20 protein-coding genes are annotated in these 23,473 nt (G+C 61.7%); 6 read left to right on the top strand and 14 right to left on the bottom strand.

Features of this window, described 5'->3' with window-relative positions; genetic code table 11:
* Positions 1-38 precede the first annotated feature (38 nt).
* Positions 39-992, bottom strand: a complete 954-nt coding sequence (locus AC4CWH_RS19820; protein WP_491322295.1) for an alpha/beta hydrolase family protein — start codon at positions 990-992, stop codon at positions 39-41.
* Positions 993-1,091: 99 nt separating this feature from the next.
* Here AC4CWH_RS19820 and AC4CWH_RS19815 point away from each other — a divergent pair, with 99 nt between their 5' ends.
* The gene (locus tag AC4CWH_RS19815; protein ID WP_491322031.1) at positions 1,092-1,991 is read left to right on the top strand and encodes an AraC family transcriptional regulator; all 900 of its coding nucleotides are present in this window, start codon (positions 1,092-1,094) and stop codon (positions 1,989-1,991) included.
* Positions 1,992-2,072: 81 nt separating this feature from the next.
* Here the strand turns inward: AC4CWH_RS19815 and AC4CWH_RS19810 are convergent, their stop codons facing one another.
* Complete coding sequence (locus AC4CWH_RS19810; RefSeq protein ID WP_491322030.1) at positions 2,073-3,656, bottom strand: AMP-binding protein; 1,584 nt, start codon at positions 3,654-3,656, stop codon at positions 2,073-2,075.
* 196 nt (positions 3,657-3,852) lie between these two features.
* Between AC4CWH_RS19810 and AC4CWH_RS19805 the strand changes: the two genes are divergently transcribed.
* On the top strand, positions 3,853-4,320 hold the full coding sequence (locus AC4CWH_RS19805) for a MarR family winged helix-turn-helix transcriptional regulator (RefSeq protein ID WP_491322029.1): 468 nt from the start codon (positions 3,853-3,855) through the stop codon (positions 4,318-4,320).
* A gap of 20 nt (positions 4,321-4,340) precedes the next feature.
* On the opposite strand, the gene AC4CWH_RS19800 is transcribed toward AC4CWH_RS19805, so the two are convergent.
* Positions 4,341-5,195, bottom strand: coding sequence for a D-amino-acid transaminase (locus tag AC4CWH_RS19800; protein WP_491322028.1), 855 nt, complete (start codon positions 5,193-5,195; stop codon positions 4,341-4,343).
* Between the two features lie 192 nt (positions 5,196-5,387).
* Here AC4CWH_RS19800 and AC4CWH_RS19795 point away from each other — a divergent pair, with 192 nt between their 5' ends.
* Positions 5,388-6,332: a 2-hydroxyacid dehydrogenase gene (locus tag AC4CWH_RS19795; protein WP_491322027.1), complete on the top strand. Its 945-nt coding sequence runs from the start codon at positions 5,388-5,390 to the stop codon at positions 6,330-6,332.
* Between the two features lie 170 nt (positions 6,333-6,502).
* Here the strand turns inward: AC4CWH_RS19795 and AC4CWH_RS19790 are convergent, their stop codons facing one another.
* The 5 genes from AC4CWH_RS19790 to AC4CWH_RS19770 all read right to left on the bottom strand — a co-directional run bounded on the left by AC4CWH_RS19790 (position 6,503) and on the right by AC4CWH_RS19770 (position 12,482).
* Entirely contained in the window at positions 6,503-7,393 is an 891-nt protein-coding gene (locus AC4CWH_RS19790; protein WP_491322026.1) for a dihydrodipicolinate synthase family protein, read from the bottom strand.
* 34 nt (positions 7,394-7,427) lie between these two features.
* Positions 7,428-9,035, bottom strand: a complete 1,608-nt coding sequence (locus AC4CWH_RS19785) for an ABC transporter ATP-binding protein (RefSeq protein WP_491322025.1) — start codon at positions 9,033-9,035, stop codon at positions 7,428-7,430.
* Positions 9,028-9,894 (bottom strand): ABC transporter permease, encoded by an 867-nt coding sequence (locus AC4CWH_RS19780; protein WP_491287734.1) that lies wholly within the window; start codon positions 9,892-9,894, stop codon positions 9,028-9,030. The genes AC4CWH_RS19785 and AC4CWH_RS19780 overlap by 8 nt, the downstream gene beginning before the upstream one ends.
* 75 nt (positions 9,895-9,969) lie before the next feature.
* Positions 9,970-10,884, bottom strand: coding sequence for an ABC transporter permease (locus AC4CWH_RS19775; protein ID WP_491287285.1), 915 nt, complete (start codon positions 10,882-10,884; stop codon positions 9,970-9,972).
* An 86-nt stretch (positions 10,885-10,970) separates the two neighbouring features.
* A complete protein-coding gene (locus AC4CWH_RS19770) occupies positions 10,971-12,482 on the bottom strand; it encodes an ABC transporter substrate-binding protein (protein ID WP_491322024.1) in 1,512 nt (503 codons plus the stop codon).
* A gap of 368 nt (positions 12,483-12,850) precedes the next feature.
* Between AC4CWH_RS19770 and AC4CWH_RS19765 the strand changes: the two genes are divergently transcribed.
* Genes AC4CWH_RS19765 through AC4CWH_RS19755 form a run of 3 tightly spaced genes read left to right on the top strand, consistent with a single transcriptional unit; the run spans position 12,851 to position 16,123 of the window.
* The gene (locus tag AC4CWH_RS19765) at positions 12,851-14,047 is read left to right on the top strand and encodes a sialidase family protein (protein WP_491322023.1); all 1,197 of its coding nucleotides are present in this window, start codon (positions 12,851-12,853) and stop codon (positions 14,045-14,047) included.
* Positions 14,044-15,000, top strand: a complete 957-nt coding sequence (gene pdxA, locus AC4CWH_RS19760; RefSeq protein ID WP_491322022.1) for a 4-hydroxythreonine-4-phosphate dehydrogenase PdxA — start codon at positions 14,044-14,046, stop codon at positions 14,998-15,000. Before AC4CWH_RS19765 ends, pdxA begins: the two co-directional genes overlap by 4 nt.
* A 4-nt stretch (positions 15,001-15,004) precedes the next feature.
* A complete protein-coding gene (locus AC4CWH_RS19755) occupies positions 15,005-16,123 on the top strand; it encodes an iron-containing alcohol dehydrogenase (RefSeq protein ID WP_491322021.1) in 1,119 nt (372 codons plus the stop codon).
* A 34-nt stretch (positions 16,124-16,157) separates the two neighbouring features.
* On the opposite strand, the gene AC4CWH_RS19750 is transcribed toward AC4CWH_RS19755, so the two are convergent.
* From AC4CWH_RS19750 to AC4CWH_RS19725, 6 genes are all read right to left on the bottom strand, one after another.
* Positions 16,158-16,865: a FadR/GntR family transcriptional regulator gene (locus AC4CWH_RS19750; RefSeq protein ID WP_491322020.1), complete on the bottom strand. Its 708-nt coding sequence runs from the start codon at positions 16,863-16,865 to the stop codon at positions 16,158-16,160.
* Position 16,866: 1 nt separating this feature from the next.
* Positions 16,867-17,895: a four-carbon acid sugar kinase family protein gene (locus AC4CWH_RS19745; RefSeq protein ID WP_491322019.1), complete on the bottom strand. Its 1,029-nt coding sequence runs from the start codon at positions 17,893-17,895 to the stop codon at positions 16,867-16,869.
* Between the two features lie 278 nt (positions 17,896-18,173).
* Complete coding sequence (locus tag AC4CWH_RS19740; protein ID WP_491322018.1) at positions 18,174-19,823, bottom strand: Na/Pi cotransporter family protein; 1,650 nt, start codon at positions 19,821-19,823, stop codon at positions 18,174-18,176.
* Positions 19,824-19,930: 107 nt separating this feature from the next.
* Positions 19,931-21,652 (bottom strand): metallophosphoesterase family protein, encoded by a 1,722-nt coding sequence (locus tag AC4CWH_RS19735; protein ID WP_491322017.1) that lies wholly within the window; start codon positions 21,650-21,652, stop codon positions 19,931-19,933.
* Positions 21,639-22,256 carry a dual specificity protein phosphatase family protein gene (locus tag AC4CWH_RS19730; protein WP_491322016.1) on the bottom strand — a complete coding sequence of 206 codons (618 nt, stop codon included), beginning with the start codon at positions 22,254-22,256 and terminating at the stop codon, positions 21,639-21,641. Before AC4CWH_RS19730 ends, AC4CWH_RS19735 begins: the two co-directional genes overlap by 14 nt.
* Positions 22,257-22,345: 89 nt before the next feature.
* Positions 22,346-23,473 (bottom strand): ABC transporter ATP-binding protein, encoded by a 1,128-nt coding sequence (locus tag AC4CWH_RS19725; RefSeq protein ID WP_491322015.1) that lies wholly within the window; start codon positions 23,471-23,473, stop codon positions 22,346-22,348.

Here is a 23,473-nt window from a genome sequence, read left to right as displayed (position 1 = left end):
CACCCCTGTACCAAGACGCATCGGGGCAAAGGCGATCATCACCGCGGTTCAGATGCCGTTTCGTCGACCTTGCCAAGGGTGCGTGCAGGGCCGGCCAGCGCAGCGCAGGCTAAAGGCCACGCGGATGCATCGACACGGAGCGCCGTCCTCAGCCAGGCAAGCGTCATCCGCCGCGTTGCCTCCAATGCATCAGGGGATTCGACCTCGGTTTCCTTTGCATCGAAGCCTGCAATGCCGCCCAAGCCGTGGCCGACGCCGTCAACGGTCAGCAGCGCCTGCACACCAGGTCCATCGTGATAGGCGTCGGCATGCCAGGAAGGTCCACGGGTCGTGAAGCGCGGATTGTCGTCCGCTCCGCAAACGACCAGGCTCGGTGTTGCAATGCCCGTAAAATCGAGATCGAAAAAGGGGAAACGCTCTTCATTCTCCGGCGTCAGATCCTTGCCGCCGCGGCCGGGCGCTGCAAGCAGGATACCCGCCGAAATACGCGGATCGACAAACACCTCGCCAAACAGACGTGCCCCGAGCAGCAGGCTGACGGTATGCCCACCGAAGGAATGGCCCGCAGCAGCAATGCGGTTATGATCCAGTCGCCCCGCCACGGCCGGCGCCTGCTCTTCGATATCCGCCAACCGATCGAGGATCGCTGTTATCTCCGCCACACGCTCTCGCCAGAAGAAAGGAGCATTGGGCGCGTCGGCGGCAAGTCCGCCAACGCGTGACGTGGCATGTGTCGGCTGAATGACGGCAAAGCCCCGTTCCGCCCAAAACTGCGCAAGCGGCCCATAACCATCCTTCGATGGAATATACAGCGAAGGCCCATAACCATGCGACAGGATCACGATCGGCAGACCGCTTCCGCTTACGGGCGCTGTCAGACGCAGCTCCAGGGATTGACGGTCGGCAAGGTCAAGGCGGATCGGCGAATAGGCAACCGTTAAGGTGGCTTCGGGTGTCGGAATGTGACGGGAAAGGTCGATCAGGTTATTCATGGTCATCCAAAAGGCTCCTGTTGGGAGCCCTCAAGATGGACGTGAGCTCTCGGATGATCTATATCTCATCATCCGCCTTCATTGAGCATAAGTCCGAAAATGTCTGATCCCCTTGCGCAGATCGTCGCGTTTCTGAAGCCCGTCCCCTCCATCGCCAAGCTGGTGACGGCAGGCGGCCTCTGGCTTGTGGAGCGCCAGGAACTCGGCAGCCCCTTCTATTGTGCAATCGTTGAAGGACACTGCCTGCTGACCATCAGCGGCCGGGCTCCCATGACACTTGGCCCCGGCGATTTCGTTCTCGTCCCTGAGATCCATGCCTTCACCATGAGCAGCCTTCAGCCATCGCCGCGCGCCACGTTGCCGCAGCGGCTGGAGACGAGCCCCGGCGTCTTTCGCTTGGGTGATCCCTCCTTGCCCTCGGAGATCACAGCCATGGTGGGTCACTGTGTTTTCAAAGCGAATGACCGGCCGCTGCTGGTCTCGCTGCTGCCGGATGTCATCAGGGTCACGGGACAGCAAAGACTGATGGATCTGGTGCGGATGATCCACACCGAAACCGTGGACCGGCTGGAAGCAAGGGACATGGTCCTCACGCGGCTGCTCGAGGTTTTGCTGATTGACGCGTTGCGCAGCGCAGGCGGCGCGATGACGTCTCCAGGATTGCTACGCGGACTTTCAGACGCAAAACTTGCTCTCGCACTGCAACGGATCCATCAGGATCCGTCCAGCGAGGTGACTGTTGAGGTGCTGGCCCGCGCGGCGGGCATGTCGCGGTCCTCGTTCTTCGACCGGTTTCGCCGCCTGGTGGGTGTCGCTCCCATGGAATATGCAACGGCCTGGCGGATGGCGCTTGCAAAAGATCTGCTGCTTCGCCGGGAGGCACCGCTCGCCCATGTCGCCGCGCAGATCGGCTATAGCTCCGCCAGCGCTTTTAACGTGGCCTTCACCCGGCATGTGGGCATCACGCCGGGCGCCTTTGCGCGACAGGATTTGCAGTGACGCCCCGGCAACGGCTAGCGCGTTCTCCCGGTCGGATGACTGACCGATTGGGACGCCATAGGCCAGCCGGAGTGTTTGCCCTCACGCAGCACTTCGCGTCTTCCACTGCTCTCGCAGTACCTGTTTCAGCGGCTTGCCGCCGGCATTGCGCGGAATGGCATCGACAAAGATGACGTGCGTCGGGCGCTTGTAGGCGGCAAGACGGTCGCGGCAATGGGTTTTGATGGCCTCGGCGTCGAATGAAGCGTCCGGGCGGCGCACGATGAAGGCAGCACCCACCTCGCCCCATTTGTCATCGGCAACGCCGATCACGGCGACTTCGCCAACGCCGGGATAACTGCCGATGGCAGCTTCCACTTCGGCCGGATAAACGTTTTCACCGCCGGAAATATACATGTCCTTCAGCCGGTCGGCGATGACGTGGAAACCGTCCTCGTCGCAGCGCACCATGTCGCCGGTGCGGAACCAGCCGTCCACGAAGGCTGATGCCGTCTGGTCGGGCTTTTGCCAATAGCCGGGGGAGACGGAGGGGCCGCGGATCCACAATTCACCGACCGCGCCCGCCTCGCAATCCTTGCCCGCTTCATCGCAGATCTTCACCTCGATGAGCGGTGCCGGAAAACCGACGCTGCCGTGGCGGCGGGCAATTTCCGTCTCGTTGAGCGGCATATGCATGACAGTGCCCGCCTCGCTCATGCCATAGCCGTTGACCAGCGCCACGCCGTCCTTCAGGTAGGCATCCACCAGCGGCGGCGGCAGCGGCGCGCCACCGATGAAGATCGCCTTCAGCCGCGCCATGCGCTCCGGCGAATAGGCCGGCTGGTCGCGCAGGATGGAGGCCATCTGCGGCACGGCGAAATAATGTGTTACGCCGATCTCGTCGTCGTTGAGGCAGGAAATCGTGCGTTCAGGCAGAAAACGGTCGGAAATCACCAGCGTGCCGCCCATCATCAGCGTGGTGCGGGCAATCGCAACCAACCCGATGGTGTGGAAGAACGGCAGGTCGCAGAAGGTGACGGAACCCGGCACCACTTCGCCGACGAAGGAAAAGTTGACTGCCGAATAAAAGAGATTGCGGCGCGTCAGGATGACGCCCTTCGGCGCGCCCGTGGTGCCGGAGGTGTAAAGCAGGATCGCCGGCTTGTCGGCATCGCCGCGCAGGCGCTTCATCGGCGCCGTCTGCGCCAGCATCACGTCAAGGCTGTCGGCGCTGCCTGCGTAAGGAATGATCTCAAGGCCGGCTTGCGCGCTCTTCAGCGCTTCGGCCGCGGCCTGAAATTCCTGTTCATAGACCACAAGCTCCGGCGTGCAATCCTCAACGATGCCGGTCAGTTCCGCCACGCCAAGCCGCCAGTTGAGCGGCACGAAAACCGCCCGGATGCGCTGGCAGGCAAAGGCCAGGACCAGAAGATCGACGCTGTTGCGCCCAAGCCCCGCCACGCGAAATCCTTCGCCGCGCGCCTCAAACTTTTCATGCAGAAAAGCGGCGCAGCGGGCGATGCGGTCATCAAGCGCGCCATAGGTCAGCGTCGTGCCCTCAGGCAAAAGGCGTGTCGCCACCTTGTCCGGCGAGACCTTGGCGCGGTAGCCGACCGGATCCTCGGCCACCAGCGTAAAGGAATTGCCCGCTGCAAAACCGGCCATATCCACTTCGGTCACATGCATGAATTGCCTCCTCCGGCAGATCGCCTCCACGATCAATTAGTATGTATTGCATACGATTTCGTTTATCATTTGGCAAGATGGCGTTTCACCAACAAACCTGTGAAAAGGTCGTCGCGCAAGCAGACAGGACGGGCAGCCGCCGGCCAGTTGTCAACGCGGGCTTGCCATGGCGGCATGCGGCATGCGCAGATAAAGAATGACAGCAGACAAGAAGGACGATGCGATGGCCGAGGAACTGGAGCGCAGCTGGCTGCAGCAGCTCGTGGGCTATCATCTGCGCATGGCGCATCTGGCGCTCTACCGCGATTTTGCCGCAGCCGTTGCCGATTACGACCTGACGCAGAAGCAGCTCGCGGCGCTGGAACTCATCGCCACCAATCCCGGCGCCTCGCAGGTGGATATCGCCAATGCGCTGTCCATGGACCGCGCCACCATGATGAGCATGGTCAAACGCCTGCTCTCGCGCGGGCTGATCGAACGGCGCTCATCCAAGATAGACCGGCGGCGCCATGAGATCCGGCTGTCCCCTCAAGGCGTGGCAACACTCGAAAGCGTCCACGGCATCATCGACCGCCACGAGGACAGTTTTCTCGACATCCTCTCGGGCGATGAGCGCGCTGAGCTGATCACGCTGCTGCGCCGGCTTTATGAGCGACGCAGCTGATCGCTTCAGGGGCCGGCATGTCAGATGGCCGTTGCCAGCCGCTCCTCGATATAGATCTGCAGCAGCTTTTGCGACACCGGGCCAGGCGTACCGGAACCGATGGTCACGCCATCGATCGAGACAACCGGCATGACGAAGGCCGATGCCGAGGTGATGAACACTTCGGCGGACGCCTTTGCCTCCTCGATCGAAAACGACCGTTCCTCGACGGCAAGCCCCGCGCGGACGGCCAGATCCAGGATAGAACCGCGCGTAATGCCGTGGAGAAGCGCATTGGAGAGCGCCCGCGTGACGAGAACGCCGTCTTTCGTCACAATATGGGCGTTGGCCGAACTTGCCTCGGTCACCAGCCCGTCCTCCACCAGAAACACGTCGTCGGCACCCGCCTTCTTTGCTTCCATCTTGGCAAGCGAGGAATAGAGCAGTTGAACCGTCTTGATATGACGGTTCGCCCAGCGACCGTCGGGACGGCTGACGACGGAAATGCCGGTCTTCCAGCGCGGATTGTCGAGGACCGATTTGGCCTGGGTAAACATCACGAAGGTCGGCTTAAGATCGGCGGAAAACAGAAAATCGCGGTCTTCGGCACCGCGCGTCACCTGCAGGTAGATAAGCCCGTCCGTCATGCCGTTGTGGGCAAGGATTTCCCGGTGCAGCGACAGAAGAGCCTCCTCGTCCACCGGCATGGGAATGCCGAGAGACCCGAGCGAACGCTTGAGCCGCGCCGCATGGCCGGCATAGTCGATGAGCTTGCCGCCGATCACCGCGGTCACCTCATAGATGGCATCGGCGAACAGAAAACCGCGGTCGAATACCGAGACCTGCGCTTTGCTTTCCTCCAGCCATTCTCCGTTGAGATAGACGATGCGGGCCATGTGTCGGGTCTCCATGCGACAGAATTATGCGCAGCTTTATGGTCTGCCAAGGGCTGCGCGTCAAACCGCGTTTTCGGTGGGATTTGAGGCTGAACAATGGCCTTTTCCGTCTTGACGCACCGGCCCGGCTGCGCCCAAAAGATCGCACGCTTTTTGGTTCTGCTTGTTTTTTGATTTTCGGAGTTTCTGGCCATGCTGCCGCCCATCGCACTTGTCACACGCCTGAACGGCGAAGAAGAACAGGCATGGCTCGATGTGCTGCGCCGGGCCATGCCGGACGAGCGCATCCTGCCGTTTGCCGAGCTGGAACCGCAGGAGCGCAGGCTTGCCGAAATTGCCATCGTCGCCAATCCCGATCCCGCCGATGTCGCAGCCTTGCCCGGCCTCTCCTTCATCCACAGCCTCTGGGCCGGCGTCGAGCGTCTGGTCATGGAGCTTGGCGTGACGGCCCCGCCCATCGTGCGTCTCGTTGATCCGGAATTGTCGCGGGTGATGGCGGAAGCGGTGCTGGCCTGGACCTATTACCTGCAGCGCGACATGCCGGCCTATCGACAGGCCCAGGCGGACAAGACATGGGCACCGCGCGAATACCGCCATCCCGGCGATGTCGCCATCGGCCTTCTCGGCCTTGGCGCACTCGGCACGCAGAGTGCCGAGCGCCTGACGCAAGCCGGTTTTCGCGTCGAGGGCTGGAGCCGTTCGCCAAAGACGCTGGACAATGTCGTGACCCATCACGGCGAAGAGGGCCTGAAGACGCTTCTCTCCTCAAGCGATATTCTGGTCTGCCTCCTTCCGCTGACGGCAGAAACGCGCGGCCTCCTCAATGCCGAGCGGCTGGCGATGATGCCGGAGGGGGCGGCCCTCATCAATTTTGCCCGTGGCGCCGTGGTGGTGGCCGACGACCTCATCGCAGCGCTCGATCGCGGCCATCTCGATCATGCGGTCCTGGATGTGTTCGAAAAAGAACCCCTCGATACGGGCTCTCAGTTCTGGGCGCATCCCATGGTGACGGTGCTGCCGCATATTTCAGCCCCGACAACGCCGGTAACGGCGGCCCGCATTGTGGCGGCCAATATCGCGTCGTGGCGGGCAAGCGGCGCTTTGCCGAAGACGGTGGACCGCCAGCGCGGCTACTGAGCCTTAAAATCTCCAGAGCCACCCGCGCACTGGCTTCATCCCTTGCATTCCCGACCGGCAATACAAGGGACAAGCGGGAAGCCGACGTGCTGCGGATCAACCAGAACAGTCCGCCGGTGGCCCTCACCCCCTCTTTGCAGGCACCTGCGGGCGTGCGTTTCCAATCTCGGTCAGCGCGCCTCGCCGATACCGTAGCGGGCGAGGATGACGCGGATCTTCTCGTCCTGAACCGGATCGGGCAGCAGCGCCGGCTGGCGGCTGGCGCCGACGGAGGCATCCTGCAGGTAAAGCGCGCGCTTCACCATGGCGGGCGCAAAACCCAGCGCATAAAGATCGGTGCGGAAAGCGGTGTAGATCGCCTGCTGGCGTTCGGCTTCGGCAATATCATCGCCATTGAAGCCGGTCAGAATGCCGGCGAGCACGTCCGGCAATGCGTTGCCGAGGCCGGAAATGCAACCGGCAGCGCCGTTCTGCAGCGACCAGAGAACGAGATGATCGGGGCCTGAATAGACCTCAAAACCCGGCATATCCGCCGCCACCTGCAGATAGGCCTCAAGCGTCTGCTGCGCACCGCCGGAATCCTTGATGCCGGCAATATTGCCGTGGCTGGCAAGCGTGCGGGCTGTTTCCGGCTCGATATGGTTCTGCGTGCGCGCCGGAATATCATAGAGATAGACCGGCGTCTGAACGGCATCGGCCACCGTCGAAAAGTGCCGGATCAGGCCATCCTGCGTGCAGGCGATAAAGAAGGGGGTGATGACGGCGATGCCATCGACCCCGATCCGGTCGAATTCACGCGCCAGCTTGACGGTCTCGAACGTGGCCGGCGTGCCGGCATTCACGATCACCTTCACCTTTCCGGCAACTTCGTCCACCACCTCTTCTGTCAGCTGAACCTTTTCCTCGAAGGTGAGCGCTGTAAAATCACCATTGGTTCCCGCGCACATGATGTTGTTGCCGGTGGCCACCTGGCGGCGCACCTGCGCGCGGGTGGCCTCGAAATTGATGGTTTCGTCCTCGTTGAAGCAGGTAACGAGCGCGACATAGGCTTGAGCGGTCATGGCAGGGAAACTCCGTTATTAAAGAGGGCGGCCATCAGGCCCGCCGGGCGCGGTGGGCCGCCTGGATATCCGGATCGGGATCGAGACTGGCGGCGAGAAGTGCGCGTGTATACGGCTCGTGCGGCGCATCGAAGATCTGCCGCACGCCGCCGATTTCGACGATCTCGCCCTTTTGCATGACCATCACCTGATCGGCAAAATCGCGCACGACAGGCAGGTCATGGGCAATGAAGATAAAGGAAATCCCGGTGTCCTGTCGCAGGCGATCCAGCAGTTCGATGACCTGCGCCTGCACGGAAACGTCGAGTGCCGAGACGGCTTCGTCGCAGATGATCAGCCGCGGCTCCAGCGCCAGCGCCCGGGCAATCGCGATGCGCTGCCGCTGCCCACCGGAAAACTGGTGCGGGTAGCGGCGCATATGGTCGGGAGACAAGCCGACCTGCACAAGAAGCTCAGCCACCCGCTCGCGCCATTTTGCCTTCGGCAGAATATCGGGATGGATGACCCAGGCTTCGGAGACAAGCTGGAACACCGTCATGCGCGGGTTAAGCGACTGGGTGGGATCCTGGAAGACCATCTGCAGATCGCGGCGCAGGCGATAAAGCTCCTTCGGCGATAGCTGGAACAGGTCCCTGCCCTTCCACAGCGCCTGGCCGCTGTCCGGTTCGTCGAGACGCAGGAGAACACGCGCCAGCGTCGATTTGCCAGACCCGCTTTCGCCGACGATCGCGAGCGTCTGGCCCGCCATGAGGTCAAAGGAGACACCCTTCAGGGCCTCGAAGGCGCCGTAGGTCTTTCGCACGTCGCGGACCGACAGCAGCATCTCGCCCTTTGCCTCGTCCTCGTGCATCGCACCCTTCCCGGGGGCGGCCGCGATCAGCCGTCTGGTATAAGGGTGTTTCGGGCTCTTGTAGACCTCGCGCACGGTGCCGCTTTCCACCAGCGCGCCCTTTTCCATCACCACGACTCGGTCGGCAATCTCGGCGACGACCCCGAGATCATGGGTGATGATCAGCACGCCCATGCCGATTTCCCGCTGCAATTCCTTCAGAAGCGCCAGCACCTCTGCCTGCACCGTCACGTCGAGTGCCGTGGTGGGTTCGTCGGCAATCAGCAGATCGGGCCGTAACGCCAGCGCCATGGCGATCATCACGCGCTGGCGCTGGCCGCCGGAAAACTGGTGCGGGTACTTGTCCATCGCCGCCTGCGGATCGGGAATGCCGACGCGCCCCAGCAGGCGAAGGGCTTCCGCCTCGGCCGCGTCCTTCGACAGGCCATGGGCAGTCATCGCCTCGCGGATCTGCCAGCCAACCGGATAGACAGGGTTGAGGTGGCTCAGCGGATCCTGAAAGATCATGGCAATCCGCTTGCCGTTCACGGCGCGCCGGTCCTGCGGCTTCATGGTGAGAAGATCCGCACCATCGAGAAAGATCTCGCCGGAGGTGATGCGCCCGGGCGGCATGTCGATGAGGTTCATGATGGCAGCCGACGAGACGGACTTGCCGGAACCGCTTTCGCCGAGGATCGCCAGCGTCTCGCCGCGGTCGAGGTGGTAGGAGATGTTGCGAACCGCCTTGACCACGCCGGAGGCCGTGTGGAACTCGACGGAGAGGTTGCGCACATCCAGGAGATGCTCAGCCATGGGAAGGCCCCTTCATTTCCAGCCGCCAGCGCTGCACCGGATCGAGCGCGATGCGCAGCCAGTTCGACAGCAGGTTGAGCGACAGGGTGGTGAGAATGATGGCAAGGCCCGGCCAGAAGGACAGCCACCAGGCATTGGTCAAATACTGGCGCCCCTGCGAGATCATCAGGCCCCAGGTGATATCCGGCGGCTGGATGCCGATGCCGAGGAAGGACAGCGCGCTTTCGGCGAGCATCACATAGGCAAAATCCAGCGTGGCAAGCGTCGTCAGCGTCGGAAAGACGATCGGCAGGATATGCCGGAAAAGGATGCGGTTGCCGGAGGCGCCCATGACGCGGGCGGCCTGGACGAACATCCGCTCACGGATTTCCAGAACCTCCGCCCGGGTGGTTCTGAGGTAGACGGGAATGCGGGTGATCGACAGCACCACCATCAGGTTAAGGATGGAGGACCCGAGCAGATACAGCACGATGACCGCAATCAGCAGCGACGGGAAGGACATGATGACGTCGGCCAGCCGCATGATGATCTGGCTGACCCGCGGCGAGGAAAAGCCGGCCAGCAGGCCAAGGAACGTGCCGGTGACGGCCGAGAGGACGACGGCACCCGCCGCCACCATCAGCGTGTTCTGGGTGGCGACGATGATGCGGGCAAACAGCGGCCGCCCCAGCGCATCCGCCCCCATCCACCATATCCAGCCGCGCGACCAGTCGAAGGGGGCAAGATTGCGCCCGCGCAGGTTCTGCTTGATCGCTTCCTCACCGAGCCACATGGGGCCGATGAGCGCAAGAACGATCATGACAAGCAGGAAGAGTGCCGCAATGAGGGCGAACTTGTCCGCCAGCAGCATGCGCCCCATGCGAACGGCAAAGGATGCTTCTTCGCGCAGCGCCGGATCTGTTTCGATGGATGACAGGCTCAACGGATCGCCTCCTCAGTGCCGGATGCGCGGATCGAGCAATGCGTAGCAGAGGTCGATCAGCAGGTTCATGAGAAAGATGGCAAGGGCCGTGACAAGGATTGCCGCGAGCACCACGTTGAAATCGCGCTGCAGGATGGAATCGATCATCAGCTTGCCGACGCCGGGAAAACCGAAAATCGTCTCCACGATAACCGCGCCATTGAGCAGGCTCGCGGCCTGATCGCCGATCACGGTGATGACCGGCAACATGGCATTGCGCAGGGCATGAATGAAGATGATCGGGCCGGAGCGCACGCCCTTGGCACGCGCCGTCTTGACATAGGCAGACGACAGCGCCCCGATCATCGAGCCGCGCACGACCTGCACGATGATGCCGAAGGGCCGCACGAAGAGCACTGATATCGGCAGGATCCAGTGCAGCACCGAGCCCGTGCCGGATGTGGGCAGCCAGTGCAGATTGACCGAGAAGACAACGATGGCGACAATCGCCAGCCAGAAATCCGGCACCGAGGCGCCGATCAGCGACAGCATGGAAGCGGTGCGGTCAAAAAAGCCGCCTGAGCGGAAGGCCGCCAGCGAGCCGACGACAATGGCAGCACTGGTGACGAGGCTCATGGTGATCACCGCAAGCCACAGCGTCCACACGAAAGCCTCCGTCACCACATCGAGCGCCGGCCGCGCCTTGCGATAGGATTCGCCGAGATCGCCGGTCACGACATCACCGACATAACGGCTGAACTGGACAAGCAGCGGATCGTTGAGGCCGTGCAGTTCGCGAAACTGCTGCTTCATCTCCGCCGACGCCTCCACCGGCAGGAAGAGCGAGGCGGGATCCCCCGTCATGCGCGACAGGAAGAACACCATCACGATCAGGCCGGCCAGCGAGATCAGGCTGGCGACGGAACGCTTACGGATGAAACTGAGCATGAACGACCTCCCATTACATCCGGCGGCGGGCACCCCCGCCGCCGTACGATGCCGGACGCCTCATCGACATCCGGCAGTCTGCTTGCTTACTTTATGCCGATCTCGGAGAGCTGCAGCATGGAGTTGGTGGCAATCGTCGGCTTGAAGTCCAGCCGCTCGGAGACGCGCGCAAAACCGACCATGTGGAAGAGCAGGACATCTGCCACCACATCGTCATGCAGGTAACCAATCAGCTGCGACCAGAGTTTTGCACGCTCATCGCCCACGGCCGCCGAAGCCCGCTGGATCAGGTCGTCCACCTTCGGATCGGAAAAACCGGACTGGGTTCCCTTCGAGGCATATTTGAAGAACATCGAGAAGGAGGGATCGCCCTTGGAATTGTCGTGCATGGCAGCCACCAGCTGCGGCCCGCGCCCTTCCTTGAACGGCTTGGAATAATAGGTCTCGTGTTCGGCGACCTCGACGAATTTCAGATCGATCTTGAAGCCCGCTTCCTGCAGCTGCGCCTGGATGGCTTCCATGATTTCCGTCACGTTCGGGAAATTGGCGCTGCGGGCAATGATGGTGATCGGCGTATCCACGGCAACGCCTGCAGCCTTCGCCTCGGCCAGCAGTTTCTTGGCGCCCGCGACATCATAGGGGAACTGCTTCACGCCGGGGTTCCAGCCAAGCGTTGTCGGCGGAACGATGGCAGTGGCCAGCACCGCCCCTTCAGGCACCAGCGTGCCGAGGAAGGCCTTGCGGTCAATGGCAAGGTTCAAGGCCTTGCGCACCCGGACGTCGTTCAGCGGCGCGGTGTTGTGATCGATGCGCAGATAGACCGTCTCACTGTCGAGATAGGAGAAATCCGTCTTCGGATTGGTGGCATCGAGCTGCGAGATCGAGGGCGACAGATCGGCCTCCCCGGTCTGCACCATGGCGGCACGCACCGAAGGATCGGCGCGGAACAGATAGGTTGCCTTGGTAACGGCCGGCTTTTTGCCCCAGTAGTCGTCGCGGGTTTCCAGAACAATCTGCTGGCCCGGCGTCCAGTTGGTGAGCTTGTAGGGACCGGTGCCCACGGGCTCGCGCACGAACGCCATCGGTGTGCTTTCCGGCACGATGGTCACAAGCGACATCAGAAGCGGCAGGATCGGCTGGGCCGGCTGCGTCTTGATGTCGATCGTATGATCGTCGACCACGGTGGTGCTGATCGTCATACCACCGAAATAACGCTTGGATTCGCAGGTAATCTTGTCGCTCATCACCCGGTCGAAGCTATGGGCGACGTCCTTGGCATCGAACGCGCTGCCATCTGAAAATTTCACGCCCTGACGCAGGTGAAAGCGCCAGTTGCCATCGGCGGTCTGCTCCCACTTTTCCGCCAGGCGCGGCATGACGCCCTTTTTGCCGCGCACATCAAGCTCCGTCAGCGTCTCGCTGACATTTTCCATGATGATGCGGCCGATATTGGATCGGGTGGCCATGCAGGGCTCGAGCAGATCGGCCTCTTCGGGCAGCACGATCTTGATGGGACCGGATGCCGCCATCACAGGCGACAGGGCCGTCATCAGCGCGACGCCCGCAATCAGGGCACCAGAAATCAAGGATCTTGTCACGTCATACTCCTCCCAGGTTGCGACGTATCATTACGCCTGCCACGAGCGGTGGGGCTCGATGGGCAGGTCTTTCTCATGCGGATGGCTGGTCCGGCACATCCCTTCGGTCGGCACCATGCGGCACCGGACGGGGCATAGACCCCGACAACCAGGCGCCCCAATCATTCGCACCAACCATCGAACTTTCGCATAAGTTTGTCAATTTTTTTCCAGGACCCAATCAGAAAGACTTTTTTTGAGAGAGTTTAAAATATTTATTTTCAAGATGTTATGGACTTGAAAATCTCTGAGAAAGCAGGACAACGCCAGCAATAAAACTTGACAACTTTGAGAATTTGTCAATTCTGGCCGCACAGAGGAGAGGCTTAATGACACCTGAGGAAATCGCCTCCGGCATGACCGGGGCCATACGCACCGTGGCAACGGGCCGCCGGCAAACGCTCCTGCCATCCCCCATGGTGCAGAACCATGCAAGCTTCCTGCACGAGACGACCGGTGGCGATCTGATCTGCGCCTGGTTCGGCGGTTCGCTGGAGGGAAAGGCTGACATCTCCATCTTCGCCAGCGTGCTTGGAGCGGGAGACGACACCTGGGGTCCGCCACAGCAACTGAGTTTCGACCCTCATCATTCCGAGCAGAACCCGGTGCTGTTTTCACCACCCGATGGCCGTCTTCTGCTGTTTCACACCTCGCAGCCTTCCGGAAACCAGGATGAATGCCGCATCCGCATGGCCGAGATCCATCGCGCGCCCGAAAGCCCATCGCGGTTGACGGCAGAGAGTGGCCGCTTTCTCGACCTGCCGCGCGGCTGCTTCATCCGCGCCCCTCTTGTCCTGCGGAACGATGGCGCATGGCTGCTGCCGATCTTCCGCTGCATGCAGCGCCCCGGCCAGAAATGGAACGGCAGCCACGACGTCGCGGCCGTCGGCATATCCACAGATGGCGGAGAAAGCTGGGCACTCAATGACCTGCCACAATCCACGGGTTGCGTACACATGAGCCCGGTTGCCGTTGGCAAGGGCCGGCATGCGGCCTTCTTCCGGCGCCGGCAGGCAGATTTCGTCTACAGGAACGAGAGCAACGATGACGGGCGCACCTGGTCTATCCCTCAGCCAAGCGACGTGCCCAACAACAATTCCTCCATTGCGACAATCACGCTGCGCGACGGGCGGATTGCGATGATCTGCAATCCCGTCAATGCCGCGCAGTCCAGCGACAGGCGTGCCTCCCTCTATGACGAACTGGGCGTCGAGGACGACCGGCCGGATGCCGATCCGACCGGCGGCTGCGTGCCTGTCTGGGGCGTGGCGCGCGCGCCCGTCACGGTCTGCCTTTCACAGGATGGCGGGCGGACATTTCCGACCCGCATCCTGATCGAGGATGGTCCGGGCCACTGCCTTTCCAACGATTCAACCGACGGCCGCAACCAGGAAATGTCCTATCCGTGGCTTTTGGAAGACGCCGACGGCGGCCTTCACATCAGCTATACCTACCATCGAAGAGCGATCAAACATGTCCATCTTGCCCCCGGCTGGGCAGGCACTGCGGACGGGAGACAAGCATGAGCAGGATCATCGGCATCACCATGGGCGACCCGTGCGGCGTCGGACCGGAAATCACCGTTCGGGCCCTGTCCGAGATGACGGATGCGGATCGGGCAGCAACCCGCATCTATGGCAACCTGAAGACGCTGGAGGCCGCCCGCGCAGCGCTTGACCTGTCGATCGATCTTAAGCCCTTCGTCGTTGATCTGGAGATTGTGGGAGCGCCGCTTGCCTGGGGAAGCCTGTCGCCGGTTGCCGGTGACGCCTGTTTCCGCTTTATCGAGAACGCCGTTCGTGATGCGGAGGCGGGCACGATCGGCTGCATCGTCACGGCACCGATCAACAAGGAGGCGCTGAACCTTGCCGGCCATCATTACGACGGGCATACCGGCATGCTGCGCAGCCTGACCGGCTCATCGGCTGCCTATATGCTGCTCGCATCCGAGCGGCTGAAGGTCATCCATGTCTCCACCCATGTCTCCCTGCAGGAGGCCATCCGCCGGGCCACCACGGAGCGGGTGTTGGCCACCATCCGTGCCGGATATCGCCACCTGAAGCGCATTGGCTACGAGACCCCGCGCATCGCCGTTGCCGGCATCAACCCGCACTGCGGCGAAAATGGATTGTTCGGCACCGAAGACGATGACCAGATCGCGCCGGCCGTCGTTGCTGCCCGCGCCGAAGGCATCGATGTGCAGGGGCCGATTTCAGCCGACACGGTGTTCCACCGCGCCTATTCCGGCGCATTCGACCTGGTGGTTGCCCAGTATCATGACCAGGGCCACATCCCGATCAAGCTGGTGGCCTTCGATACGGCGGTGAACGTCTCCGTCGAACTGCCGATTGACCGCACCTCGGTCGATCACGGCACAGCCTTCGACATTGCCGGCAAGGGCATTGCCAACCACGGCAACATGATGTCGGCCATTGCCTATGCCCGCCGGCTTGTCGCCGGCCCTGCAGCGGGAGTTTAGGATCATGGCGTTTTTCCCGATCACCCTTCACCAGCCGCGCCGCCTTGCCGTTGGCGCCGGAACGGTTGCAAGCGTCGGCAGTTTTGCCGGCGATATCGGCTCCACGCTCATCATCGCAACGCCCATCACCGCAGCCTTTGTCGACAAGCTGCAGATCGGCGGCCGCATCCGCGTCTTTGATGGCATTCCGGGCGAGCCCGACATTAAAACTCTTGATGCGGCACTTGCCGCTGCCCGCGAGGCACGGCCGGATCTCGTCGTCGGCCTTGGCGGCGGCTCCGTGCTGGATGTGGCAAAGCTTGTCGCAGCGCTCTGGGATACCGACCAGACACTGGCCGACGTGGCCGGGCCGAACCGCGTTGCCGGTCGCACCACGCAACTGGTGCAGGTGGCAACGACGGCCGGCACCGGCTCGGAAGCCGGCATTCGCGCGCTGATCACCGATCCTATGAAGGGCAGCAAGATCGCCGTCGAAAGCCCGCATCTGATCGCTGACCTCGCCGTCCTCGATCCGGAGCTGACCTTTTCGGTTCCCCCGGCCGTGACGGCAGCAACCGGCGTCGATGCGATGGCGCACTGCGTGGAAGCCTTCACCAACCGGCGCGCCCATCCGATGATCGACGGCTTTGCCCGCATGGGGATCCAGCTGGTCGGGCAATACCTGGCGCGTGCGGTGCGTGACGGCCATGATACGCAAGCCCGCGAAGGCATGATGCTCGCCTCCTATTATGGCGGCATCTGCCTTGGTCCCGTCAACACGGCGGCGGGGCATGCCATTGCCTATCCGCTCGGCACGCTCCTGCATCTGCCACATGGGCTTGCCAATGCCATTGTCTTCCCGCATGTGCTGGCCTTCAACCAGCCGGCCGTGGCGCAAAAGACGGCAGAAGTTGCCAGAGCGCTTGGACTTGGCGAAAACCTCAGCCAGCATGCCCTTCGCGATGCCGCCCATGGTTATTGCGCCGGCCTTGGGATCGAGATGTCACTTGCCGCCCATGGCGCCAGACAGGAAGATCTGCAGCGCTTTGCCGCCGATGCCCATGCCATTCGCCGGCTGATGGACAACAACCCGGTGGACATGTCAGTGGAAGATGTGGCGGCCATCTATAAGGCAGCCTTCTGACGTCCTGCTGTCACGGCCGAAAAGCCCGGCGGGATCAGTCTCGCCGGGGAGACTGGAACAGGCGCTCGCGCGAGCCGGTCAGGTGGTCGTGCATCAGTTGGCGGGCGGCGTCCGGATTGCGCGCGACGATCGCCTCGGCAATCGCCTCATGCTCGCTGAACACACGCGAAAGACCGGAAGCCTCCCGCTTCACAGACGCTCCATGAAATTTCATGCCGACGGCGATATGGTCCTTCAGGGCTTCCATGGCTGTCGAAAAATAGGTGTTCTGCGCCGCGCGCGCGATGGCCAGATGGAACTGGTAGTCGGCATCCTCCCGGTGCGACTGGCGGTTCGTTGCGTCCCGCAACAGTTCCAGCGCCTGACGGATGGTCGCCAGATCGCCGGCATCGTGGCGAAGGGCGGCAGCGGCAGCTGCTGCCGGCTCCAGCGTCAGCCGGAATTCGTAGCAATTGAGCAGGTCGGCAACATTTTCCAGCTGGCCAAATCCCAGCGGCTCCTTGAGGCCGAGCACCCGCACAAAGCTGCCCGCCCCCCGTCGCGAATAGATCAGCCCCTGGTCGCGCAGGCGCCGCAGGGCCTCGCGAATGACCGGCCGCGACACTTCGAACTCTGTTGCCAGGTCATGTTCCGTCGGCAGGCGCTCGTCCGGCCCGTAGGCGCCGGACTTGATCGCCCGATGCATCCGCTCGAAAACGATGTCCGGCAATGCCTTGCGCGCCACGCCGTCTGTCAGCCCCATCTCAGCCCGTCTTCCCGAGAATTGTCGTTGCGATATCCCTTAGCGTATCGGGTTGCCCGAAACCGCCGGATTTTGCAATGATGCAGTGGCGGTCTGTGCGCGCAAGGCCAAGGCCCGGCAGGCATTCCCCAACAAGGCGGAACCTTGTAATCCCCATTCGATGCAGCACGGCCTCAGCCGTTGCGCCGCCACACAGAAGCAGCGTCTCAACGTCTTGCGTCAACAGCGGGACTATGCCCTCGGCAAGGTTCTGCGACACCTCCTCGGCCTCAAAGATCTCGGGGCCATCGATTGCCTGAACCAGCGTCACGCGCTTCGTAAGCGTGCCAGGGGTGGGCAGGCGCCCGTTTTCTGCCGGTCGGTGGTCAATGTCCACCTGGCCTGCCAGCCGATCGACCTGGCAAAGCGTGATCGGATCGCGCGACCCGACAACAAACAGCGCCGCCCCTGCGGGGATCTCCGCGCGCACCGGTTGCGCACCCTGGGTCATGGACTGCGCAAGGGCTTCGGCAAGGCCGCGCGCTCCGACCAGCAGATCGGCACCCGCCCGATCGGCGCTGGCGAGCGCCTCGGCCATATCCGCCCCGGACACCGTATCGGGAATGGCGCACTTGCCCACGTGGCGGCCGAGCGCTGTAGCAATATCGATGGGGACATCAACACCAAAGCCTTGCACCGCGCCCTTGGCCACGGTGCGACCGAAGTCCGGAATGGCCGGCGCGACAAGTGCCCGGTTGAAGGGGATTGCATCGAGGATGGCCGCAACGTTCCCCTTCATGCGGGAATCGATCTTCAGAAAGATCTTCGCGCCCTCAGGCAGCAGGAGGATCGCGGCCTGCGCAAGCGCATGGGCCTGCTGCGCCGTTTTCTCACGGCAGCCAAGGTCGATCGACAGGACATCCGGCCGGGTTGCAAGCGCCGATTGGATCCCTTCGATGGAGAGCACCACCTCGACATGCAGCCCGCGCCCCGCAAAAGGCGCGGCCGAGTCCAGCGCACCCGTAAAGTCATCGGCCATGACGAACAGCAAGATCGGTCCTCGCAATTGTTGTCATGTTTTTCTATCGGTAAAAGCTATATTTTTCAATGCAATATTTTACAGATAGAGCAATTTCGAAAACATGTCGCGCTCGAAGACCAGCGCTATCCCGGCATCGGCCAGTCGTTCGGCGGCATATCGCACATTGCCAATACTTGCGGCGTCAGCCACACCCGGCTTGACGCGGGCGGGCAACATAACGGCGAGGCAATTGATCGTGCGGCAGTCAAGAGATCAAAGATCGGTGACTTCAATCGGTCCGGGCGCGGTTATGATTCTGCCACCGAGCGCAGCCGGCTTTCGATCAGCAGGCCGCTGTCATCGAGAATGGGGTGGGCGACGGAGACGATATGGGCGTTGATCCGCTTGAGGTCCCGCAGGATGTCGAGATGCAGCGAACTGGTCTGCAGGCTGTCTGTCCGTCCGTCCCGCAGCCGCTCGATATGGCGTTCGGAGGAGGCCTTTTCCATGCGGCGGACCTCAACCTTCACCTCCATCATCTGGCGGGCAAGACGGAAGTCACGCGTGACGAAAATGGTCTGGGCAATGCGCAAGTTGTCGAGCGTCAGTTCAAACAGCGTGCGCAGTTCGCGATGACCGTCCTCGGAGAATTTGAGCCCGAGCGTCGCCTTCTTGGTGACTTGGGCTAACAGACCCTTTTCGATGATATCGCCGATATGCTCGAGGTTGATCGCATAATCGATGATATCGATGGAACGACGGCTGTCTTGCGGGCTGAGGCCCATGCGGCCCAGTCTGGACAGATAGACTTTCACCTCCTGCTGCAGCCTGTCGACGCGCGCTTCCAGCGGGGGAATATCCATGAGCTTTGCAAGATTGTCCCGCTCGAAGGAATCGGACACACGCATCAGCATACGCTCGATCAGGTCACCGATGCCTAAAACCTCCCGCGTGGCACTGGCCAGGGCAACGGTCGGCGCAGACAGTTCCTGCAAATCGAGATAATTGGGGCCGCTGTGTTCCTGTGCGTCATCCGGAACGAGGTGGCACATCAGACGCGACAGCAGCTTCGAAAACGGCCAGGCGACCACAGCAAGCACGATGTTGAAGGCAAGATGCGCATCGACCGGCAGCTTCTCGGTGCCAGACGCCAGACCTGCCAGCAGGTCTGCGCCAACACCCGCCAGCGGCAGGACCGCCAGGCATCCGACAGTCCGCACGATGAGATTTCCAAGCGTGACCCGTTTTGCCGCCGCAGAACCGCGCATCGAGGCGATGACGGGCGGGATTGCACCGCCGAGATTGGCACCGAGAACAAGCGCGACAATCAGGCCGGGCTGAAGGATGCCGGCCGATGCCAGGGAAAGGATCAGCACGATGGCGGCAAGGCTGGAAGACGACAGAAAGGCGATGGCAGCTGAAAAGAACATGGCCACCGGCCAGGCATTGTCCAGAAGGCCGATGAAGGCGGCCAGTGCCGGGGAGGCCCGCATCGGTTCGGTGGCAATGCTGAGCAGGTGCAGCGACAGAAGCATCAGGCCAATGCCGATCAGCGCCGTTCCGCCGCCTTTTCGCGCGGTCGCGCTGCTGCGGTAGAGCATGAGGCCGATGAGGATGATGAGCGGCGAAAGCCACTCGACGCCTGCAGCCACAATCCAGGCTGTCACGGCCGTCCCGACATTGGCCCCGAGAAGAACGAGTTGTGCCATGCGGGGCTGGACAAGCTCGCGCTCGACAAACGAGGCCACCATGAGCGCCGTCGCGGTCGAACTCTGCAGCGCCACCGTGGCCACAAAGCCGGACGAAAACGAGCGCAAGCTGCTGCGCGTGCCGCTGGCAAGGCCGCTGCGCAACCGCGCACCAAAAGCCTGCGTCACGCCACTTTTCACCTGTGCAAGGCCAAACAGCAGCAAGGCCACCGCGCCGAACAGGTTGATCATGACGATTGTCGATGCCATCGGCCTTGTTTCCATCCCCGTTTTGTCCCGCGCACTGCCATTCCTGACAGGACCTGCGGCATAAGTCTGGTGCGCAGGGCACCTCCCTGTGTCCTACCTAACGCCCGTCAATGCGGTGGCGACGTCCGGTTATCCGTCATCGCGCCTGCCCTTTCCATCCAATGGCGTAGACCCTGCAGGAATGCGTGCAGGAACGCCCCTGTGGAGTGTGGCGGTAAGGAGGGGCGGTCGGCTGGAAGCCTGTTGATCAGATGCCGGTAGATCGCCAGACGCTCGGCGGAAATGAAGGGCAATGCCAGCGCACCGGCCTGACGCAGGCAATACCAGTCCGTCACCAGATCCATCATCGAGGTCGCGGCCAGCGCCTCGGGCGTGACCTCCAACCGTAGACGTTCCAGCATAAGAACGCCCGATCCGCCGTCTGCGGCCTGCAGCGTCTCCTGCGTCGGCAAAAGCAGGCTGATCTCTGCAAGGTTTGCCGTCGCCATCTGCTCGACCCATTCCGGCGGCCATTCCCTTGGAAAATACCGGTGCGTGACCAGTGCCCGCGTATGGTCAAAGAGGAAGTCGCCATAAGATTGCGCCTCGAACGCTGCATCAGGCGCCTCACCTCTGAAATCGCTTTCCTGCCGGTAAAGCGCCAGGAGCCGCGGATCGAGCGAAAGCATAGAAATCCCGACAGTTTCCACATCGGGCATAGTTTTTCCGGGCCTCACGATCTTGAAGGCCGGCGGGAATGCCACAAGCGAGGGAACGGCAATATTGACCAGTTCGCGTCCTTCAACATTTCGCCGGGTCGTTCCCTCGACATGCAGATGGCCGCTGAAATGGGCCGTCATGCCGGTTGCCACAAGCGTGTCGGCAACCGCCTTCAAGGGCGTTCGGCGGGCCACATTGGTGCGGCCGAACAGCGTCGTTTCCAATCCGGTTGTATCGTCGAAGGGATCGATGACCGGATAGTGCGAAAAGGACAAGATCGTCTTGCCGAGCCTCTTTGCCCGCGCATGAACATCGCGGATCCAGTCGATCAGGAAGGGTTTGAGACGCAAAAGCGCGTTCCATCCGGCAGCCGTGCTGTCGATGAAGGTCTCTTCGCAAAACGGATCGCTGTGGCCGTTGCGGGGCTCGAAGATATTGGCGTCTATCATCAGTAGCCATAGCCCCTCTTCGGGCTCCACGAGATAGGAAGCATCCATCAGGCTGAAGGTGGAACGGCCGTCCTTCGAGGAGACCCGATATTGGCGCTCTTCAATTCTGTCGGAGCGACCAAACGGGCTTTCCCAATGCAGGTATTCGGGCTGCGCAAACAGGCCGAAGGACGCCATCGGCAACAATCCCGCCGGATAGCCTTCACAGTACATCCGTTCGCTCTGCCGGGATTGCGGCAGATTTTCTTCAGCCACCTGCGGATCGCTGGTGACGGTGATGGACGGTCCCGCGCCGCTCAGAAATCCCTTGGTCTGATGGCGACCATGCGGCCCGAACACATCGTGATTGCCGGGGATCGCATAAAAAGACAGCCGATGTTTTTGGCGATACTCTTCCAGCAGGCGCCGAACGGCTTGCGTCGTCTGCCTTTGGCCGTCATCGGTATAATCGCCAAGAAGCACGACATGGCGAATACCACGGCTGGCAATCTCGTCCAGGGCAGCGGGAAAGGCCTGAAAGCTCTCATTGAAAACATGCGTCGAGGCGCGGGTTTCCGCCCAGCTGCGCACGGCGAGCCGCTTTCCGTCAACATCCACGCCCTCAAAGCCATAGTCGCCCTCGAGGTCATGGTAATGCGCATCGGCAATGACGGCGACAGCCGGCAGATCAGAGGGCTGCATCGGCCGCCTTCCTGGCCTCAACGAGGTCAATCCAGTCCGATGCACGCCTTGCGGCGTCATAGAGCATGGGCTTTGGCGTTTCGAACCACTCGTCCTGGCGCAGTTCACGCTTGTCACGGATATGGGCGATGGCCGAATCCAGCGTTGGAAACAGATGCGGCTGCTGCTTGTGCAGAAACAGGCCAACCAGCGAAACCGAGCGGCTGCGCCCGCTGCGGCAGTTGACCAGAACATTGCCACCGTCCTTGAACGGATAGGTTTCGCGCCGAGGCAATGTCTGGTTCAAGGCGCCCTGCAGGATATAGTAGCCCCCCAGCATCATCGTATCGGGACTGCCACCACCGTCGATCATGCCAAGCTTGTAATAGCGTATGTCCGAATAACCGCTGGCACAGAGCGTGCCGTCCTCGGCAAGGCTCGGATTGCGCACGAAATTGATATCGAGGTTGATGGCGCAGTTCACGACAATGGTAATGCCGTGTTTCTTCAAGAGATCCAGATCCCGCGCGCCCTCAAGGCCGCCGATATAGAGCGCGGAATTATGGGGGGCGAGCCCTTCCGTGATCAGGCTGATGGCCGGTCGCGAATATACCGGGGCTTCCATTCTGTTCATTCCTTCCAAAGGCACCGACCTTCCAAAGCACGGTGGTGAGAGCCTTTTAGTCTGCAAGAGATACGTTGTCTGTCTTTGCGTCAGGCCGCGTTCGAGCGTGCTCGTGTGGCGGCCGTCGAGGTGATGATCTTGCCCGTCTTCGGATCAAACACCATCATGTTGCGCGCCACAAATTCCAGCCACACCTTGGCGCTCGGCCAGCTTTCGACAAAGCGTGGAATGAGAGCCGTGATCGGCGTGCCATTGGCAGACAGCGAGAGGATCGTCTGCGAACCGGTCGGCTGGACGACGTCAACCTCTGCGGCCAGCCGGTTGTCCAGGGACGTTTCATGAAGGTTGAAATGCTCCGGCCGGATGGCGCAAGTCACCGGACCCGCTTCGCGGGCAATTGTTTGCTCAAGAACGACCTCGACGCCATGAAGCTTCAGCACGCTTCTGCCATTTCTCTGTTCGAGCATGCCGTCAAAGACATTGATGCGGGGGTCGCCGATAAACTCGGCCACAAACAGATTGGCAGGCTCATGGTAGATTTCGTAAGGGCTGCCGATCTGCTGGATGACGCCGTCCTTCATCACCACGATGATATCGGACATTGTCAGTGCTTCGACTTGGTCATGCGTCACATAAACAGTGGTGGCGCCAAGATCCCGCGACAGGCGCTTCAGTTCGGTTCGCATTTCAGTTCTTAAAACCGCATCGAGGTTGGACAGCGGCTCGTCCATCAGCAGGATGGAATTGCGCGCTGCGATCAATCTCGCAACGGCCACACGCTGTTGCTGGCCGCCGGACAGTTCCGATGGGAAACGCGAGCCATACTGTTCCAGCTGCACCTTCTTCAGCGCCTCGGCCAGCCGTGCGTCAATCTCGTCCTTCGGACGTTTTGCCTGATGCAGCGCCAGCGTGATGTTCTTGTCGACCTTCATGTTCGGCCAAAGCGCATAACTCTGGAAGATGAAGCCGAGACCGCGCTTTTCCGGCGGCACAAAGCTGCCGTCGCGTCCGGAATAAACCGTTTTTCCCGCAAGCGTCAGTTCGCCGCCGGAGGGCTGTTCGAGCCCCGCAATGATGCGCAGCGTCGTCGTCTTGCCGCAACCGGATGGCCCGAGCAACGTGACGAATTTCCCCTTCGGGATTTCCAGATCAAGCGGCGGAATGGCAAGATGCGCGCCGTAATATTTGGTGATGCCTTTCAAGGACACTTCGTTCAT

It is taken from the genome of Neorhizobium sp. PAMB6716 (assembly GCF_058242805.1).
Note: the sequence above shows the minus strand (reverse complement) of the source record. Positions and strands in the feature narration are given on the sequence as shown.